Below are 17,909 nucleotides of genomic sequence, written 5' to 3' on the forward strand. Positions count from 1 at the left end.
AAGAGTATTTTACACGTTGTTAGCTCATACTTCTTCTCTTAAAAATCTACGGTTACGCCTAATTTTTTAGCAATAATAGCATTGATATACTCCGAAAGAGCGGGGATTTTTACGCTTTCTAATACAGTATTAGCAAAAGCATAAGTGAGTAGGGCAGCCGCTTCTTTTTTGCCTATGCCTCGTGTTTGCAGATAGAATAAAGAGTCTGCACTGAGAGAGCCTACAGTACAACCGTGCGAACACTTCACATCATCGGCGAAGATTTCGAGTTGGGGCTTGGTGTATACTGTTGCCTTATCGGAGAGGAGGATGTTGTCGTTCTGCTGATAAGCATTTGTTTTCTGGGCGATTTGTTCTACCATTATCTTACCATTGAACACATTGGTAGCTTCATCGCTTACGATACTCTTATAATCCTGATGACTCTCACAGTTAGGATATGCGTGGTTCACCAACGTATAATGATCGGTGTGTTGTGAGCCTTTGAGGATACTCAACCCTTTGAGGGTAGATTCTAAATGCTCGCCTTGGTGATAGAAATTGAGGTTGTTGCGAGTGAGTGTGCCCCCAAATGAGAAGGTATGTACGCTGGCGTGGCTATTTGCTTCTTGCGAAATATAGGTGTTATCAATAAGAGAAGCGGTAAGACTATCGTTTTGCAATTTGTAATAGTCGAGGAAAGCTTCTTTGGCTACAAATGCCTCGGTTACTGCATTGGTAAGGATAGCCGTAGCAGTATCCGATAGGTTTTGGTGTACTTCAATGACTTTGAGCTGTGCATTCTCTCCCACGGCAATAATATTGCGCGGCTGATAACAAGTGGTTTCTTTTCTGTCGTTGAAATATAACAATTGTATAGGTTTATCTACTATTTTTCCTTTAGGTACTTCTATATAGAGCCCTTCTGAGGTAAAAGCTGTGTTGAGGGCTGTGAATATATCACCTTTTTCGGTATTGGAGTTGAAGTATTTTTTGATAAAGGCTTCTCCGCCCTTGTGCAACGCCTCTAATAGAGGGCTAATAGTAGCGCCTGCAATCTCTTTGCTCGACATTTCGGGGCAGTAATAGCCGTTTACAAACACAAGCTGATAGCAATCTGCGATAGCGTACTTGTGCAACACTTCGGGTGAGAGGGTTGTTTTATTGTGAATAGGTTGCCACAAACTGTAATCAGTAGCTTGGAGGTCAGAGAGTGAAGTGTATTTCCACGCTTCTACTTTTTTATGCGGGAAACCTTTTTCGGCAAAGAAACTAAGGGCTTCTTTGCGAATGTCTTTTAATATATCGTCTTTATGAGGGAATGCCTCGAAGGCAGTAACCCATTTTTCTTTTAAATTCATCTTCTTAATCTTTTAATTCACTTGGTAAGGGTATTGTGTATAACTTCTTGCAATTTGCGGCATAGCTTGCTGTAGGGTCAAGACCGAAAATTGTAAGGATTTCATCTTTGATAGCTTTGTTGAAAGGAGCGCGCAAATCTCTATCACACCAGCATAAGTCCTCGCCACTGAGCATTTGCGCTAAACGATGTTTTCTATACATCTGTGGTGAAATACCATTTCCTCTATTGTTATAATCCAAATTATCGGTGAGGGTTTTGAGTTTTTCGGCTCTTTCATCAAAGGCGGCTTCACTCATTCCTAATTGTATCAATCCCCATTGCAAAAAATATTTAGGACCGCCGTATAACATAAATCCATCGTCTTCAAAGTTGATAGGGAAGTCGTATTCTTCATCGGGGATAGGAACGTTGCCTATAATTTCGTATTCGCCATAGAACAAATTGTTGTCCATCATCACGTTAGAGGGCATTGTTTTCTGCTGTTGCAATACTTCTATAGCTACATTTTTAGTATCGGAAGCATATACAAAGAACTGTATCATCACAGCTCGACCAAAAAGAAATCTCCAAAAATGGTTTTTAGGAATCATATTTTCTTTTTGAATCTTATAGATATCTAAAACCACTCTGCCAAATCCGTATTGGGTGCGATTGAGTTTAAAACAGAAAATATCGCCTTTTTTGAATTTTACGTGCTTGCGTTTCTGTTGTTTAAATTCGGCTATTTCCTCTAAATGATTTGCTGGTGATTGAGCGATAAAATCAGCTATTTGCTGTGGGATAGAGGTTTGCTTTCTATCGGAAGGCTTTTCCCAAAGAGTGTCGTAAAAAGTGATTTCGGAAGTGTAGCTCGTTATTGCCAACCGGTCATTTTTGATTTCTACCCACACGCCAATAGGGGTGCGTTTTTCAAAATGATTGGCTTGCAAAGGCACTTCTTTACCTTTTGAGGTTTTAGGTAACAATGTTTCGCGGTTGCGTGTTGCTTCCTCGTACTGTTTTTCAATATATTTTTCCTTTGTGGAGATGATTTGCCTTTTGATGATATCGCCGTCAAAATACAATATGCTCTCTGGGCGGTGTTTGTCGCCTGCCAATAAAACCCTATCCCAATGAGGTAATATAGGGTCTAAGCCTACGTATTTGCGTTGTTCGTTGTTGAGTTCAAACATACCGATTTGTCAATTTGTCGATTTGCCAATGAGCCAATGGTATATGGCGTTGCGCTCGCTATCTACTTCGGTATATCCTCCTATCAGCTGACCGTTGTGATAGTGGAGTTCGTCGATATCACTTACTAAAAAGTCTTCTATCTCATCTTTATAAGGTTCAAAACCTTTGAAAATGATTTCGTCTTCCACTGTGAGGGTACTGACATCAAAAATGTAATGCCGATTGCAATACATATCAGTAATCAGTATTTTGTCACCTTTGAAAGGTTGTGCTATGGCTCCCCAATCCTCGGAGAAATGGTGCTTTTTGAGTGTTTTTAGCGATGGATAACTCATTACATAAAGCTCTGCCTCGTAGAAATTGGTGAATACAGCTTCTTTTTCACTGAGCATACAGCAGAAATCTACATCGTTAGGCAATTGTTTAGCTACTTTCAGTTTTTCGTTTTCAAAAGATAACAGATAACTCATACAACCATCTTGTCCGCCATAGAAAGTGATAACCACCTTGTTATTAGGCAATGCTTTCAGTTCTATATTAGCATCGTAGATTTCGTCGTCCATAGGCATAGACGCCAATGCCTTCCCTTGCAAATCATATACCCATACGGTGATATGTTCAGCATCGTGGCGCTCGGCAAGCCAAATTTGCTGGCGTTCTATCGCTAATAAAGCCCCTACAATAGGTTTATTTATTTCCCAAAGCAGTTCTTTTTCAAAAGTGTAGAGCGAAAATCCTTCTGACTCATTGCATACGCCTATTTGCTGATGTTTATAGTTGATAGCAAAGAGGTCTTTTCTTTTTAAGAACTGAAACGCCTCAGGTAACAAAGGGTTTGTTAAGGTTTCTGTGTATTTTTCAATGAGCATAACCGTAATTAATCATTAATCATTAATAATTAACCATTATCCTTTCAGCCAATCATAACCTTTAGCTTCCAATTCTAAGGCGAGGTTTTTGTCGCCTGTTTTTACGATTTTACCATCGGAAAGCACGTGAACATAATCGGGGACGATGTAGTCTAAGAGGCGTTGGTAGTGGGTGATAACGAGCACTGCGTTGTTTTCGTTTTTGAGTTTGTTCACGCCATTAGCGACAATGCGGAGGGCATCGATATCGAGACCAGAGTCGGTTTCGTCGAGGATAGCGACTTTGGGTTCGAGCATTGCCATTTGGAAGATTTCGTTGCGCTTCTTCTCACCGCCAGAGAATCCTTGGTTGAGGGAGCGAGAGAGAAAATCGGGGTTTATTTCTAAAAGGGCTGCTTTTTCGCGTATTTTTTTGAGGAGTTCGGCAGCAGGCATATCGGGGAGTCCTTTTGCTTTGCGACTCTCGTTGATAGCTGTTTTGATGAAGTTCGTTACAGATATACCAGGGATTTCCACTGGGTATTGGAAAGACATAAAGATACCTTTGTGAGCGCGCTCTTCGGGGGCATCTTCTAACAGACTTTCGCCTTCTAAGAGGATATCACCCTCGGTTACCTCGAAGTTTTCGTTGCCTGAAATTACCGAAGAGAGAGTAGATTTTCCGGCTCCGTTAGGTCCCATAATGGCGTGTACTTCACCTGCTTTTATTTCTAAGTCAATCCCCTTGAGGATTTCTTTGCCGTCCACACCTGCGTGGAGATTTTTTATTATTAACATTTTAATTGAGTTTAGCGTTAAGGGCGCAAAGTTCCGATATTATTTTGAATTATGCAAAATTAGGCGTTTATTTCTCATTGTGTATTGCGTCACAAAGACGGAATATCAGTAGTTGTTTTATAGATAGAAATGAGGCTTCGTCTTGCCAAGTTTGGGCGTATTGACGCAGGCGTTCTGCTCCTTCGTCCCAATCTTCATTGTTTAACAAACACTCGGTTACATATCCGCTTTTTGTACGTGCTACAAAACATTTTAGCGACTGGATACGGTATTCGGTAGTGAATTTTTGAGGTAGAATGTCTATCAAAAGGTTATAGAAATCTCTTTCATTGCGAGGCGTTTGCCATTTTCCTAACAAATATAGGTTGCCTATAGAGGTATGCCAATGATAATTGTCCCGATAGATATCGCAACCTTTATCAAAAAGGCAACCCAAACTATTGATGATGGTTTGGAATGTAGTAGAAAGGTAATTTTCTATGAATGAATCTATCTTTTCCTCATCGGTATCACCAAAACCTGCTATATTATCCAAAATTCCTTGTGGAAAAAAACCGTCCTCTAAATAAGTGCCTATATGCATTGGCAACACACTTTTATGAATATCAGGGGTGATAGGGATAGGATCAAGCTCAATACGCATTTTGTCGCCTATTCGTATCATAAGATTAGGCAAATCTGGAGTGGCATCGTACCCTTGATCTCTTATCTGTTTAGAAAGTTCTAAAAGTATTATTTCTTCCATAATATATATAATTCATTAGCTTAATTTCTCTAAAAATTCTAAGAAACTTCCCGCTACTTTGCGCCATTTCCACTCACCTGCTCCGTGGGGAGCTTTGTAGATAGGCGCATCGTTGCTGTCACTTTTGGAAAGGTCGAGTATATAAGGGTCGGCATCTTTATCGGCGATTACGAGCCAATGGGCTTTCCAATCGGGGAAGAGTTCATCATTGGGACTACTGAAAGCATAACCGCATTGATGCTTTATTAAAGTATTAGCACCATACAGATTGATGCCCTTGAGAAAAGCATCATCGGCAGGCGAAAAGCGTTCTAAGAAAGTGAGGTAGACAGCGGGCAGTTCCCAACGCGTTTTAATATTGTCGATAACTTGCTTTTCGGGTACTTCCAAAATAGCGCGGTTGTATTGATATGATTTTACGTGCCAAAACGCTCTCTTTTTTGCTAAAACTTGTTCTATTTTAGCCATTGCCTTTTCTAAGTCGGTTTGTGGATGGGTTATTAAAAATGGAAACTCGCTGTGTGCTTGTTTTCTTGGGTAACCTTGCGTCTGCCATTCAAGGACTTTTTCTATAGGCAGGGCTTTCCAATAAGCAGGGTCGGAGGGGAGGTCGTTATTAAAAGGCTGTCCGCTATGCTCGGCTAAGGCGATAATAGCACTTCCTTTATTTTCTTTGTTACCCTTCTTTTGCAAGTAGTCTACCAAAAAAGGATAGCACTTGTCGCCTTCTACTTTCAGCAGTCCACTAAAAGCCCAATAGGGTAAGCCTTTGGTTATCATTTCGTAGAAGAAAGGTGCGAGCGCAGTGTCGTTTTCGGTCACAAGTTCCGAGATACGTGCGATTACAAAGTTGCGAGCGTGGGTAATTTTGCTTTCTTTTACTGCTCGTACTAAGGTCTGTAAGGTTTCTTGACGCATTTTCTCGCCGTACTTCTTCACTATTTTTCTTACCAATTCGTGATACTCACTGCCATCGGTAGTGGTGAGGAGTTTTTGAGAGAGGTCGCTGAAATCTTTTTCTTGTTTAGTCATTTTTTTAATTTTTACTTCAGATAGAATGTCACAAAAACTGTTAGAAAAGTCGTGCAAATACATAGATTCGCACTAAAATTAGAAAGAGCCTACTTTTCTCTCTTTGTAAATACCATTTATTATCTGCCAACAAACGTCATATTCTGCAGCTCCAGCCCCGCCTGTTGTTACTATGTATAAAGCATCATTATCTTTATCGTAATAAACTTTTATAGCAGACAAAGGATCAAGCAAATCACTATAAGCCTTTTTAGGAAAATCAACTTTTTTGCCGTTAATGGTTACTTCAATACTTTTATATTCGTATTTAGGAAGGTCGTAATCAACGCCATAAGGGTCAAATCCGTCTATTTTAGTGACACCAAACTTTTTAGTATAAATGATTTTATGTTTGTTTTTGTCAAACTTTTGAGTTGCCACCTTTACTTCAATGCCATCTTGTGAAAAAATATCTAAGTATTCATTCCCTCCAACTGATGGAATTGCTTTAAAATGATGTATCCATTGTACTCTATCTTTATAGATATATCCATTATCTTCGTTCTTAAGCCAATTACCAATAGGATCTTCACCAATATAAACCATTGTATTATTGCTAAGTGTGCCAATAATCTTACTTTTGATGTTGGCTTTCTCACGAATATTTACATAACCATCGTTATCTTTGATAATGCCAAAGAAGTCTTTTACTTGTGCAAAACTGCAATGACTTATGAATAATAGTGCTAAAAGGATTCGTTTCATTGCTATAATATTAATTTTGTTCTTTTGTAACGCAAGAAATGACTCACTGCCATCGGTAGTGGTGAGAAGTTTTTGGGAGAGGTCGCTGAAATCTTTTTCTTGTTTAGTCATTGTTTGCTTGTTCAAAAGTTACGGTTACATTGGGGAATTTCTTAAGCACCTCGATACGCTCTTTGAAAGCACCTAAAATATACTCTTCCCACGGAACGCCATACTGGTCGTTGTAGTACAATTGCATTTTCTTGCTGTACTCTAAGCGGTCGGTAACGGCTTTGTTTTGTCGCCAATTGAGGGCTTTGAGGGCATCATACACTTTGTCGTTTTTAGCAGGAATAGGACTTACCCGTACATAGAGCGTTCCGTCTATATATCGTGGAGGGGTACTTTCTACTTCATTTTCAGTTGTATATACAAAGGTCTTTTCGCCTGTTATGGGGATATACTGTTGCAGGAGTTGTGCCAATTCTTCATCGGATAATAATCCTTGATAGGTTTGGGTAGAACGTGGCAACACACGTGTGAAATCGGTGAGTTTCCGGCTGTAAACATCTTGTATTACTTGCCGTTGCGCCTCGTTGCTTATATAAGGCAGATGACTTTGTAGCAGGTGGGTGATATTTTCGTAGAAATCACCTTCACTGCGTACGAGCGACCCCTCGTATATATCGTTCACCGAGTTGAGCATCTCATAGAAAAAGAAGTCTTCGAGGGTGTTTGCTAATAGTTCAGCCTCGTCAGAATCGTGTTGTAGCAAGGCTATAGGAGGAGTAGGTTTAGGAGCGTTTTGGTCGTACAAAAAGCAATAATAATCACCGCCGCCCGTTTGTCCGAAAGGGATAAAAAGGTAATCGGGGTTGATACTGAACCAACTGTCCTCGCCGTTGAGTTCTTCGATAGCTTCGGCAATATTAGCAAGAGGAATCAACTCAAACTCACCGCTGTACAAAAAGAGCAGTGGGTGATTTTTAAGTCGTGGATATACTTCCTTGCTCCAATGTGAAGTATATTCGCCTATATCGAGCATTTGGTCAGCATAAAGCCGATGATATAGTTCAGGATATTGAAATTGGTATTGTTGTTCTAAGGTTTTTAACATAAGGAGGAAATTAGTGAGTTGACAAATTGGTAAATTAACTAATTTGCTAATTTGTGAACGTGAATAGCATCCGATTGGTGGAGGGGGGTGACGGTAATATCGGTGATTTGAATTTTGTCGGGCAGATTGACGATATAGGCGATAGTGTCGGCAATATCTTCGGCATATAGGGGCGTAATGCCTTTGTATACATTATCTGCTTTCTGCTGGTCGCCTTTGAAACGCACCTTGCTGAAATTGGTCTCAACCAACCCTGGTTTTACGTTAGTTACCTTTATATTTTTGTCCATTAGCTCTATGCGCATTGCATCGCTGAGGGCTCTTACGGCAAACTTGGTCGCACAATAAATACTGCCATTGGGGTAGGCTATTTCTCCCGCTACCGACCCTACATTTACAATCGTTCCTACCTTACCAGTGGCAATCATTAGCGGAATCACACTGTTGGCGATATAGGTAAACCCTTTGATATTAGTGTCTATCATCTGGTCTATATCTTCAATGGCGTAGGTATGGAGGTGTTGCAATCCTATTGCTAAGCCTGCATTGTTGATGAGGATATCTATTTGTCGCCATTTTTCGGGTAAAGACTGAATATTTTTCGCCACCTCTTGGTAGTTTCTCACGTCGAAAGCTAAGGTAATGACCTCTATAGCGTGTTCTTTTTCGAGTTGGGTTTTCAGTTCTGTCAATACCTCAGCCCTACGAGCGCAGAGAATAAGGTTTGCACCCATTTGCGCCAATTTTTCGGCTACGGCTTTACCTATCCCGCTACTGGCGCCCGAGATAAAAGCGATTTTTCCTTTGATACGATTTAGTTCCATTTGTTTAGATTTTTTTAAGATTAATTGTCAATTCTATTCCCTGACGCCTGATACCTGATACCTGACACCTACCTCCATATTTTCTCCATTACTCCTTCTACAGTAGGTTGGAGATACTTACCATTTTTATACTCTGTGGTATTGAGCACAGTAGGGTCGAAATGCGGACAGTTCAGTGCTAAAAACTTATAAAAGTACTGATGCGCGTAGAACATATCCATCATAAACTTCCTTTGAAAGTCGTTTTCGCACTCAAATTCAATGTCTATGATGATACGCACAAAAGCAGCAATATCTTCACGAGTGAGGTCGTTGTGTTTTACAGGGTCGGGCATTGCCAAATCAAAGGCAAAAGCCTCAATACCATTGCCTTCCCACCATTCCCACAGCCAAGTATCGGAAAGGTCTTTACCCGTGAGTTTACTGAGGTATTGCTCCATCGCCTTGTATTCTTTATCAAATACTTCCTTAGGTGTGTCTTCACTTTGAGCCTCGCAAAAGGCTTTGAAGTCTTCCAAACGTTTTAGTACAAGTGGATACAGCTTTTCTGCTGTCGCAAAATCGGGGCGTAGTTCTTTTCTTAGTGTATTCATTTAATTCAAAATATGCTACAAAGGTACTAATAATTTGTGAAATATTACTATTTTTGCAATGAAAATCAGTATAGGAGATTTATAAATGAAGAATTTAGAACTTAAAATCCCACCAGCTGCAGTATGGTTTATCTGTGCCTTGATAATGTGGGTGCTTGCTCGTTTGTTGCCTTTTGGTGCATTGCCTCACTTGCCTGTAGTGGCTATAGCTGTTGCAGGGATAGGTATAGGTGTTTCATTCGCAGGTGTTTGGAGTTTTCATAAAGCTCGCACTACTATCAATCCTCTCGAGCCATCACAGGCTACTCATTTTGTTTCAAAAGGGGTATACCAGCTGAGTCGCAACCCTATGTACGTAGGCTTGGCTTGCTGTTTGCTCGCTTGGGCGATATGGCTCTCTTATCTTTTAACTTGGATAGGGATACTGCTATTTATAGCTTATATGACACGCTTCCAAATCATTCCAGAAGAGCGCGCTCTCAGACTGAAATTTGGCAAAGAATACGAAAACTATTGCCTAAAAGTACGCCGCTGGCTGTAATTTTAATTGCCATACCCCAATACCCTCAAACTCTCTTCTGTTTTTAATAACTGAAACTGACATATACTGTGGAGCAAGGTTTCGATAGCGTTCAGGTCTTGTGTCTCGTAAATAGGAGGGACTAACTTGCCAATATATGCCCTTTGCCAGCGCGCTTTGAACTCTATATATTCAATTTCGCGGTAATAAGTAGGGTGTTCACCAGTGGTAATATTTTCCGAAATATAATCTTCTTGAATGTACAAATCGCTGTCATTGCCTACTTTGTGCCAAGCGATTTCGTTCACACAATAGCCAAAGAAATCATATATTTCGCACTGCTTGATAAGATTTTTATGAGCGATGATAGCCGTAAAGAGCTTGCGCCATTTGGCATTGCTCATATACGAAGTAGCAAAAGTGCTTATTTTCTTTTCTAATTGCTCTATATAGCGATGGTAGTCTTCTGCGGATGGAAATAGTTCCTTGTATTTTTCCATAGGAGTATTTTTAATTAACAAATTATTACAGACTTCTTCTTCCTTCTCTGATATAGAATATTTCGTGGTAAGCGGTAGAAAACCAGCCGTCTTCTATCATATAAATAAATTGGCTCCAAAGGCTTCCTTCCTCTAATAATTTAGGATGAAGTTCACGAATAGCCTCGCTTACTTGCTGGGCGACTTTATCTAGTACTGCAAAAAGTTTTTCTTGGGTAGATGTATCACTACCTTTGAGCTGAAATACCCCTGCTAACAACCAACTATAACTTTTGATAAACTCGTCGAGCGAATGATTCACCCACACCACAGGGGCGTCGGTACAATCGTTATTAGTAGAGAGTAAGCATACATTCCCCTTGGTATTCAGTACAAAATAACCGTAACAGCATTTTCCAAAACATTGGAAGTGTTTTCCTTGTAGTTGCATAGAGACAAGCTCATCGGGAAAGCGAATGAAGTAAAACCCCATTTGTGGATAGTCGTTCAGGAGGGCAAACTTGTTTTGCAGTACCTCGTCAAGGCTCATTAGCTGGGGTTGAGGAGGGTGTAACTCAGCGGTAATGCCGGCTTGGTGTAGGGCTTCTATATCGTCTTTTGTAAAACTAAGCATATTTCTTCTCTATTCTTTTGGCAATAGTTTTTCCTGTGTTTTTGTAATAAGCTTCTGTAAAGGAGAGTGCTTTGAGGTAGGGTATATCGTTCTTGTCGCCAAACGCCTGAAAGCATACAGCAGCACTACACATTAGCACTTCGTCTTTTTTAGACTGTGCAAAGCTGATAGTTTGCTTTAAGATAGGTACAAAAGCCTCGTGAAGGTCTTTATTCACTTTTTCACTTTTGAGTTGGTGTGATATATCACAAAGTGAATAGGTGTATTCTTTTACAAAATCCTCCTGCTCATCGGTGATTTTAGCAGAAAAATTTTGGGCAATTTCCAGAAAAGCAGGGAGTGATTCCTCAGTAGGTAACCCTTTCAATACTCCAAAAATGATGCTAAAAAAGTCTTTTGTTTTGTGTATTGATTTTACCAAGCCTTGTACCCCTTCTTCTAAATAAATGCAAAGGGCATCTACCCACGAGGCGAAAGGCACAATAAGCTCATCATTGAGTGGTTGCCAATCGTATTGCGCTACCATTTCTCGCAAGGGAGTAATATATTCCTTATTAGGTGTTTTGAGGATTTTCAAGAGGTCTTCTACCTCCAAATTGCCTTTTTTCTCCAACTGATGGAGCTTTTTGATGTATTTTGCTACTGCTTCGGTCATATTGTTAATAGATATGTTTTAAATTTATTGTTAAGGAACTACAAATATACTTCTTTTTGAACTCATAAATATTTTTTAAAAAGAAAATTGTTTCTCTCCATTAATTTTTATTTCCTCTCCAACAAAAAGTTTATTTAAGAAAACAATAGTTTCTTTTATTTCTTCTAAAGTGTAGCTTGTATTTTAGGAAGATCTAAAACAAAATTATTAAAGAGATACTGAGAGTAAGACCCTAATTTAGCTGAACAAGAAGCTTGTTTCTCGTATTCTTTTTTACCATTCCATAAACCAATTCGAGTTCCAAACGCTTCATCTTCTTTATCTAATTTTTCTTTTAAAATATTTGTTATACATTCTTTGTTTATAAAAACTTCTTGTTTTAAAGAGCTTTGTGAATTATTTCCTAAGCAATAAAACTTGGAAAATATATCAGGAAATCTCATTGAAAGATAATCCAAAGAAGCAACCATCTTATCAGTAATACTTTCAATAGACTCTTTTCTTGCTCCCCATATAATACTTATTGACTCTATTTTTGCATATTTCATAGTATCGGCATTTTTTATAAATTAATTCAATTCTTTTTATACTCTCTTTGTCAAATAGTTTTTTTGTTGCTTCCATTACTTCTTTATTTTCAAAAAACCACTTTATTTTATCACCTTTAGCTGCTCGTATTTGCCTTTGAGCTTGATCCAATAAATCTTGTTTCCCTTTGAACTAGCTATAAAAATCCCTATTTTTAACAAAATTTTTATATCTTGATTTAGCTTCTTTTAGAAAATTTCTTGATACACCATCAAACTTAACTCCATTGATTAAAAAAAATATTATATTTAACGTGAGTTCGATGTAAGTAATTGTTTGATAATTGCTAGATATAGACTCAAATCTCCAATGAATTTCATAAATTTGCACAAAAAAGAAACTGAATAGGCTCTTTGTATTACATTACCTCACAAAGTTTTACCTAAAGATGAATTACATCATTATTATATCTCGACAACTATTTGTAAATAAGTGTTTTGTTATATCGAACTCACATTATTTAAATTTTTACAAAAAAGTAAAAGTTTGAGAAAAATAGCAATTTTGTGTTTGAGAAAAATATTAAAATTCAGGAACTTTAAGTAAAAAATAATAAATAGATTATTCCCTTTTTAAGTGTAGGGAAAAGAGGCTTTAAAAGTGATTTTTGAATTAGTCTCAACATTTTCTTTGATAATCAAAAGATTAAAATGGAGATTCGATGGAGAGAATTTTCTATTGGGTTTATTTTAAAAAAGAAGTAATCACTTCTCAAAATATCTATTATTACTTTCAGAAATAAACTAAATATAGTACTTTTCAGTGAGTATAGATGAATTTATCAAGTAAGAAAAAAGCAGCAACTACAAACATTATATGAAGAGTTGTACAAAAATAGACTTAAAATTAAATAGGTAAATAGTAGGCTTGATAGATTCATAAAGATTTGATAATGAAATATGAGTGTTTTGATATAGCTTAGATTGGAATGCTCTCATTAGGGTTTATCTCTAAGTTCCTCAAAAAAATAAACACGTTTTCTTCTAAGAAAAATTCAATAAATCAAATTAGTATAGTAAATAAATTAAATATCATAGAGATCAAACCCTATATTTCTTATTTAATAGGTAATCATTTGTCTTATCAACAACATCTTCCAAGCAAATAATGACATGCTCTTGAATTTTTTTAAGATCTGACAAAAGATAGTTTGATCCACATGCTGAAAAAGAGATATTACCATGTGCTAAAAAATTGCGTTTATTTTTCACTATTAGCAAACTTGCTCCTATAAGATCTCTTTTTGATAAATCTAATATACATCCATGCTGTTCGAAAATTTCTTTAATTTTTTTAAAATCAAGACTACCTGAAATATTAATAGCTAAATTCTTAAAATAAATTGGCATATTCTCAAGTTCTAAATCTGTTTTGTTTTTATCTGGAAGATTATTTCGATTGAGATAAGATCGCCACATTTTTTTCATTTCTGTAGATAGTTCTGCATATACCAACTTCTCGTCTAATATAGTGTCATAAATTATATTTAAACAATCATATACAGTTGATTCAACCATATTATATAAGACTATTAAAAATTGAGCCTTTAAAATGCATTGCATGTCTTGTGTAAGAATGAATATATCTTTATTGTATTGCAAAGGAATGTTACGATGAGTTTCAATAGAAAGAATAAAAGTTAATAATTTATAGACTTCTTCTACATCTTCCTTTCTCTTCTTAAAATTATTTTTTACAATCATGCTAAATAAAGATTTTTCACATATTCTATACGATTTTTAATCTTCAAAGCTGTATGGGTACGATATCTTCCATCTATCAATTTAAAAAAATCATTCCTATTGTTTTTGTTAATTTCTAATTCTGATTTTCCTATAGGTACAATATTTGGATTCTCTTTAAGTGCTAAAAATATTCCAACAGCAATTGATTCGAAATAGGGCTTTGAAATACCAATAGCACCCTTCTTTTTTGTAAAGCCTTGTCCTGGAAAAGCCTTTTTTACAAAATCAATAAGTTTGTAAAATCTATCTTCCAACATTTTCATTTCTTCCTTTACTTTCATATCATTTTTATCTCCTGCAAGTCTATTTTTTTCAATAAGATATGAGTCTAAAAATTTTGCCACCCCTTTTGATTCAACAGATGAAAAGTTTGGAAATATCTCTGAAAAAGCAAATAGTCTTAGTATTAATTCTTCTTCTTCACGTCTATTCTGCATATATTTTGCCATTGGGCAAAGTTTCTTAAATTTGTCTTCTTTAGCTAGTTTAGCAATAAACTCTGTGAATTTACCTTTATATATTCCTCTACGGGTCTCCATAGGCAACAGAGGTACACTACTAGTGTTTATTCGATCAAACATTTCATTTCTTACATCTTCTGTTGCTTTGGAAGAAAGTACAACCATTCTAATGGAAATATTCTTGAAACTTCTTTGTAAGCTAACTGGTAAGTCTAAATATTTACAATCATTCATTTCTGTCAACTTTTCTAAATGAGAAAGTGTTAATTCATTACTTAAGAAAGCAGATAAGGTACGAATACGTTGCGATCCATCTACAATTTCTAAACGTCCTGTTTCTTTTATCTCTGCAGAAAACATAAATGGAACAGGCAATCCAAGAAATAAACTTTCAATGAAGCGTGATTGATGTTTATCATCCCAAACAAATTCACGTTGATAATCTGGAACATATAGTTCATTATCGTCCATATCTATTTGCTTGAGATATTTAGATACATATAGTTCAATTGTATACTCTTTTATATCATATGAAATAGCCCTCTGTTCTATTTCTATTTGCTCACTAATTTTTGTTTTTTTATTCTCTTCCATGAGTGATTATTTTAATATAAAATTAATTTATTATGAATTGTGTTTCTTATACACTTATATACTTCTATTTTTTATAAAATGGAGGGGGGATAAAAGTTATTCTATATTATTAAAATTAAAGTCATATATAAATTTCGTAAATTTTAACTCCTGATTATAAAAATAATATATATTTACACATAGATTACTTACCTAAAGATAAGAATTTCTAACAGATTTGTAACTCAAAAAATGAATTTATTCAAAACATGAGCACAAATTTTTAAGATATAAATTTCTGAAAATAAATTATATAAACACAATTTTTAACATGTTTTTTTAGAGATATGTATGTTATTAGATTATAAAATTAGCACAAAGGTAATTCTTTTTTTTAAAAATCAATTTTTTTTTACAGAATTTAAAAGTAAAATATAATTTAGCGCCTGTCTTCTTATTGATAATCAAAAGATTAAAAAAATGCTTAATGGAGAGAATTTCCTATTGAAGTTTAAAGAAAAAAGAGCAATCTTTTCGCAAAAATGTCTATTATTACTTTCAGAAATGGACTAAAGATAGTAATTTTCAGCGAGTATAGATGAATTTATTAAGCAAGAATAAAAGAAAATTAGATATATCTTGTGTTCAGTTAGATGGGATCCATACACATTGTCGTCAAAAAGAAGAATCAGCGGGTTATCAAGCAAGAGAAAGGTAGTAACTAAAAACACTAGAAGAGTTGCGTAAAAATAGACTTAAAATTAAATATACAAATGGTCGTCTTTGCAGACATAAATACTTGATAATGAGACGTAAATTTCTTGATATAACTTGGGCTGGAATGCTCCTATTAGGGTTTATCTCCAAGTTCCTCAAAAAAGTTTAAACACGTTTAATATTTAAAGTGACTTATAAAGCTATTTGCGTGGTAAAGACCACCATCTTTTAAACAGGTATCGGTGAAGTGCCCTGTTGAGGATAATTGTTGCCAAAAATGCAATTATCAGATTTCTATCATCGTGCAAATATTCCTTTACTGGAAAAATAGTTTCTTCTTTTTTAGCTAAATAAGCATATTCCTCATTAGGCTTGTACCAAATGTATATATAGTTTTTATCATTTTCCTTTTGAACATAGTTATAAAAAGTACCTTTTTCAATATTCACAATTTCAATAGTAGTTTTACCCTTATTCACTTGGTTTGAATAAGCCTGCCGAGGGTAGCGTTGAGTCCCTTTCATAGTAGAATATATGACAGAATCAAGTGTTACAAACCTTTTGGTATAGGTATCGGGATTAAAGATCATATCACGATGCTGTACAAATGAAATTATCATTATTATCAAACCTCCAATAATCATAGGAAGTAAAGCAGCATAGGAAAAGAGATAAATATATGTGAGTATTTTCTTTTTCATAAAAGATAGATTTCTTTTAAAACTCTTCAAAATCGTTACTATACTATCATTGGTAGTACAAATGCATCTAACTTAGCGTCCATAAGCCTTTGGCTTTTAAATCATTTAATTCGGCTTCTGAGACTTCTTGAAAATCATCGTCATCGTAGGAAGTGTAATCCCATTCCAAGCCAAAGTTTTCGATAGCGTCTAAAAGAGTATCGAATAATTCTTGCTGAGCGCTGCCTATAAAAATAGCTGTGGCTCGGTTTGTGTCTCGATGTATGGCAAGGGTAATAACTATTTGAAAATCGGTATCGGTAAAGGTGCGTTGCCCTTTCCAGCTGAGGGAGGTAAGCTCAGTATATTGTTTTTCGATATGGGCAACTGCTTCTGTGGGTACTTCAAAGTTTTCCATACCCCAACCGCCCATTGCATTGGCGTTGTAAGGCAAGCCTCCCATCACACCATTGTAAATGGCGAGGTAGAGCCAAAAGTCGGAGAGACTTTGAGTTTCTTGTATCCAATTGGGGTCAGTTTCGGATCTGTAATTACCCCAAACGGGCGGATTGGGGTTGGTTAAATCTTCTTTGCGGATAGCCCACATCACTACTCCTTGGTTTTCTTCACAAAAGCATAAGTAATCGCCTGCAAAATACAATTGCTGAGGTGTTGCCAACGAGTTATAGGATTGGTTTACACTTTTGGTTGCCCCTAATTGTAAGTAATAGGCACGGAACTCCTCAGGCAAGGTAATGTTCAAGCGTTTTTCAGCCTTTAACAATTGTGCTTCCGAGAAGCCCTTGCAGTCCTTTGCCGTGAGATTGTATAATTTTTTGATGTTTTCCATATCAATATTTCAATAAATAAAAGCCCCATATCATATTGCTAAATTCTCCTGCTACAAAGCTGTGTGTCTCGCCGTTTATCACTACTTTATAAAGGCAAAAAGACCTTTCGGCGTGATAGAGAGGGTCTGTTACTTTTACATATTCTCCCGTTTCTTGCCATTTGTAGTCAAATATATTTACGCCAAAGAGTTTTACCTCGCCTTCTACTCCCGAGGTTTCAAACTGCCATGTTTTTTGCTTGAATAATTTCATCCGTTAACGATTAGTTCTAAATACTTCGGGGGTACTTCATCGGTAAGCCAAACCCCGTTGGCAGAGAGGTAAAAAACATACCCTGCCTTATGCATTGCTATTGTATTTACTTTAAAAATGACGGGCTTGCCGTGTCGTGCACCTACTTTGGTTGCGGTTGCTATATCCATACTAAGGTGTACGTGTTGGCGGGTTTGCTTTTGGAGTCCGCTTTTGAGAATGCTCTCTACAAACCTGCTGGCAGTGCCGTGATACAAACATTCAGGAGGTGTTTGGGGCTGTAATTCTAATGTTACGGCAAGCGAATGCCCTTGATTGGCGCGTATTTTTGTGTTATCCTCGCTAAAAGCATATCGCTGTTTGCTATCGGTAGCGACGATTTCTTCTAATATTTTAAGACTGAACACTGGAAATTTACGCTTCATATTCTTAATGAGCACATTCACCTCAGCCCAACCGTGTGTGTCGAGGCTAATACCAATCGCCTCAGGGTGGTGTCGCAGTACCAAACTGAGAAACTTGCTCTCTTTTTTATGTTTTTCTTCTTTAGACATTGTTC

General features: G+C 36.7%; 21 protein-coding genes. 1 reads left to right on the top strand and 20 read right to left on the bottom strand.

The features are described from left to right. Positions 1-38: 38 nt before the first annotated feature. From sufD to CGC57_RS09330, 10 genes are all read right to left on the bottom strand, one after another. Positions 39-1,340 (bottom strand): Fe-S cluster assembly protein SufD, encoded by a 1,302-nt coding sequence (gene sufD / locus CGC57_RS09285; RefSeq protein WP_095898896.1) that lies wholly within the window; start codon positions 1,338-1,340, stop codon positions 39-41. A 4-nt stretch (positions 1,341-1,344) separates the two neighbouring features. Then, complete coding sequence (locus tag CGC57_RS09290) at positions 1,345-2,514, bottom strand: immunity 26/phosphotriesterase HocA family protein (RefSeq protein ID WP_088595126.1); 1,170 nt, start codon at positions 2,512-2,514, stop codon at positions 1,345-1,347. Between the two features lie 9 nt (positions 2,515-2,523). Further along, entirely contained in the window at positions 2,524-3,384 is an 861-nt protein-coding gene (locus tag CGC57_RS09295) for a hypothetical protein (RefSeq protein WP_095898897.1), read from the bottom strand. A 36-nt stretch (positions 3,385-3,420) separates the two neighbouring features. Continuing rightward, positions 3,421-4,161: a Fe-S cluster assembly ATPase SufC gene (gene sufC, locus CGC57_RS09300; protein ID WP_002679493.1), complete on the bottom strand. Its 741-nt coding sequence runs from the start codon at positions 4,159-4,161 to the stop codon at positions 3,421-3,423. A 67-nt stretch (positions 4,162-4,228) separates the two neighbouring features. Next, positions 4,229-4,906: a DUF6348 family protein gene (locus CGC57_RS09305; RefSeq protein ID WP_095898898.1), complete on the bottom strand. Its 678-nt coding sequence runs from the start codon at positions 4,904-4,906 to the stop codon at positions 4,229-4,231. Positions 4,907-4,921: 15 nt separating this feature from the next. Further along, positions 4,922-5,938 carry an SMI1/KNR4 family protein gene (locus CGC57_RS09310; RefSeq protein ID WP_095898899.1) on the bottom strand — a complete coding sequence of 339 codons (1,017 nt, stop codon included), beginning with the start codon at positions 5,936-5,938 and terminating at the stop codon, positions 4,922-4,924. 78 nt (positions 5,939-6,016) lie between these two features. Then, the gene (locus CGC57_RS09315; RefSeq protein ID WP_095898900.1) at positions 6,017-6,793 is read right to left on the bottom strand and encodes an SH3 domain-containing protein; all 777 of its coding nucleotides are present in this window, start codon (positions 6,791-6,793) and stop codon (positions 6,017-6,019) included. Then, entirely contained in the window at positions 6,786-7,778 is a 993-nt protein-coding gene (locus CGC57_RS09320) for an SMI1/KNR4 family protein (RefSeq protein ID WP_095898901.1), read from the bottom strand. The genes CGC57_RS09315 and CGC57_RS09320 overlap by 8 nt, the downstream gene beginning before the upstream one ends. A 38-nt stretch (positions 7,779-7,816) precedes the next feature. Continuing rightward, positions 7,817-8,602 (bottom strand): SDR family NAD(P)-dependent oxidoreductase, encoded by a 786-nt coding sequence (locus tag CGC57_RS09325; RefSeq protein ID WP_095898902.1) that lies wholly within the window; start codon positions 8,600-8,602, stop codon positions 7,817-7,819. Positions 8,603-8,670: 68 nt separating this feature from the next. Continuing rightward, positions 8,671-9,195: a hypothetical protein gene (locus tag CGC57_RS09330; protein WP_095898903.1), complete on the bottom strand. Its 525-nt coding sequence runs from the start codon at positions 9,193-9,195 to the stop codon at positions 8,671-8,673. An 85-nt stretch (positions 9,196-9,280) separates the two neighbouring features. On the opposite strand from CGC57_RS09330, the gene CGC57_RS09335 reads away from it, so the two are divergent. Beyond that, positions 9,281-9,736, top strand: a complete 456-nt coding sequence (locus tag CGC57_RS09335) for a methyltransferase family protein (RefSeq protein ID WP_095898904.1) — start codon at positions 9,281-9,283, stop codon at positions 9,734-9,736. Between the two features lie 2 nt (positions 9,737-9,738). Here the strand turns inward: CGC57_RS09335 and CGC57_RS09340 are convergent, their stop codons facing one another. The 10 genes from CGC57_RS09340 to CGC57_RS09390 form a co-directional block, all read right to left on the bottom strand. Then, positions 9,739-10,215 (bottom strand): DUF6678 family protein, encoded by a 477-nt coding sequence (locus tag CGC57_RS09340; protein ID WP_095898905.1) that lies wholly within the window; start codon positions 10,213-10,215, stop codon positions 9,739-9,741. 25 nt (positions 10,216-10,240) lie between these two features. Then, positions 10,241-10,828 carry an SUKH-4 family immunity protein gene (locus CGC57_RS09345; RefSeq protein ID WP_095898906.1) on the bottom strand — a complete coding sequence of 196 codons (588 nt, stop codon included), beginning with the start codon at positions 10,826-10,828 and terminating at the stop codon, positions 10,241-10,243. Further along, positions 10,821-11,483 carry a hypothetical protein gene (locus tag CGC57_RS09350; RefSeq protein WP_095898907.1) on the bottom strand — a complete coding sequence of 221 codons (663 nt, stop codon included), beginning with the start codon at positions 11,481-11,483 and terminating at the stop codon, positions 10,821-10,823. Before CGC57_RS09350 ends, CGC57_RS09345 begins: the two co-directional genes overlap by 8 nt. 164 nt (positions 11,484-11,647) lie before the next feature. Continuing rightward, positions 11,648-12,031: an Imm52 family immunity protein gene (locus CGC57_RS09355; RefSeq protein ID WP_126371656.1), complete on the bottom strand. Its 384-nt coding sequence runs from the start codon at positions 12,029-12,031 to the stop codon at positions 11,648-11,650. 1,080 nt (positions 12,032-13,111) lie between these two features. Further along, complete coding sequence (locus CGC57_RS09365; protein WP_095898910.1) at positions 13,112-13,774, bottom strand: MAE_28990/MAE_18760 family HEPN-like nuclease; 663 nt, start codon at positions 13,772-13,774, stop codon at positions 13,112-13,114. Continuing rightward, the gene (locus CGC57_RS09370; RefSeq protein ID WP_095898911.1) at positions 13,771-14,871 is read right to left on the bottom strand and encodes a GmrSD restriction endonuclease domain-containing protein; all 1,101 of its coding nucleotides are present in this window, start codon (positions 14,869-14,871) and stop codon (positions 13,771-13,773) included. Before CGC57_RS09370 ends, CGC57_RS09365 begins: the two co-directional genes overlap by 4 nt. An 896-nt stretch (positions 14,872-15,767) precedes the next feature. Then, entirely contained in the window at positions 15,768-16,268 is a 501-nt protein-coding gene (locus CGC57_RS09375) for a hypothetical protein (RefSeq protein ID WP_095898912.1), read from the bottom strand. A gap of 67 nt (positions 16,269-16,335) precedes the next feature. Further along, positions 16,336-17,097: an SMI1/KNR4 family protein gene (locus tag CGC57_RS09380; protein WP_095898913.1), complete on the bottom strand. Its 762-nt coding sequence runs from the start codon at positions 17,095-17,097 to the stop codon at positions 16,336-16,338. Between the two features lies 1 nt (position 17,098). Beyond that, positions 17,099-17,350 carry a hypothetical protein gene (locus CGC57_RS09385; RefSeq protein WP_095898914.1) on the bottom strand — a complete coding sequence of 84 codons (252 nt, stop codon included), beginning with the start codon at positions 17,348-17,350 and terminating at the stop codon, positions 17,099-17,101. Then, entirely contained in the window at positions 17,347-17,904 is a 558-nt protein-coding gene (locus CGC57_RS09390; RefSeq protein WP_095898915.1) for an RNA 2'-phosphotransferase, read from the bottom strand. Before CGC57_RS09390 ends, CGC57_RS09385 begins: the two co-directional genes overlap by 4 nt. Positions 17,905-17,909: the final 5 nt, after the last annotated feature.

The organism is Capnocytophaga sputigena, from assembly GCF_002302495.1.
Taxonomy (GTDB): Bacteria; Bacteroidota; Bacteroidia; order Flavobacteriales; family Flavobacteriaceae; genus Capnocytophaga; species Capnocytophaga sputigena.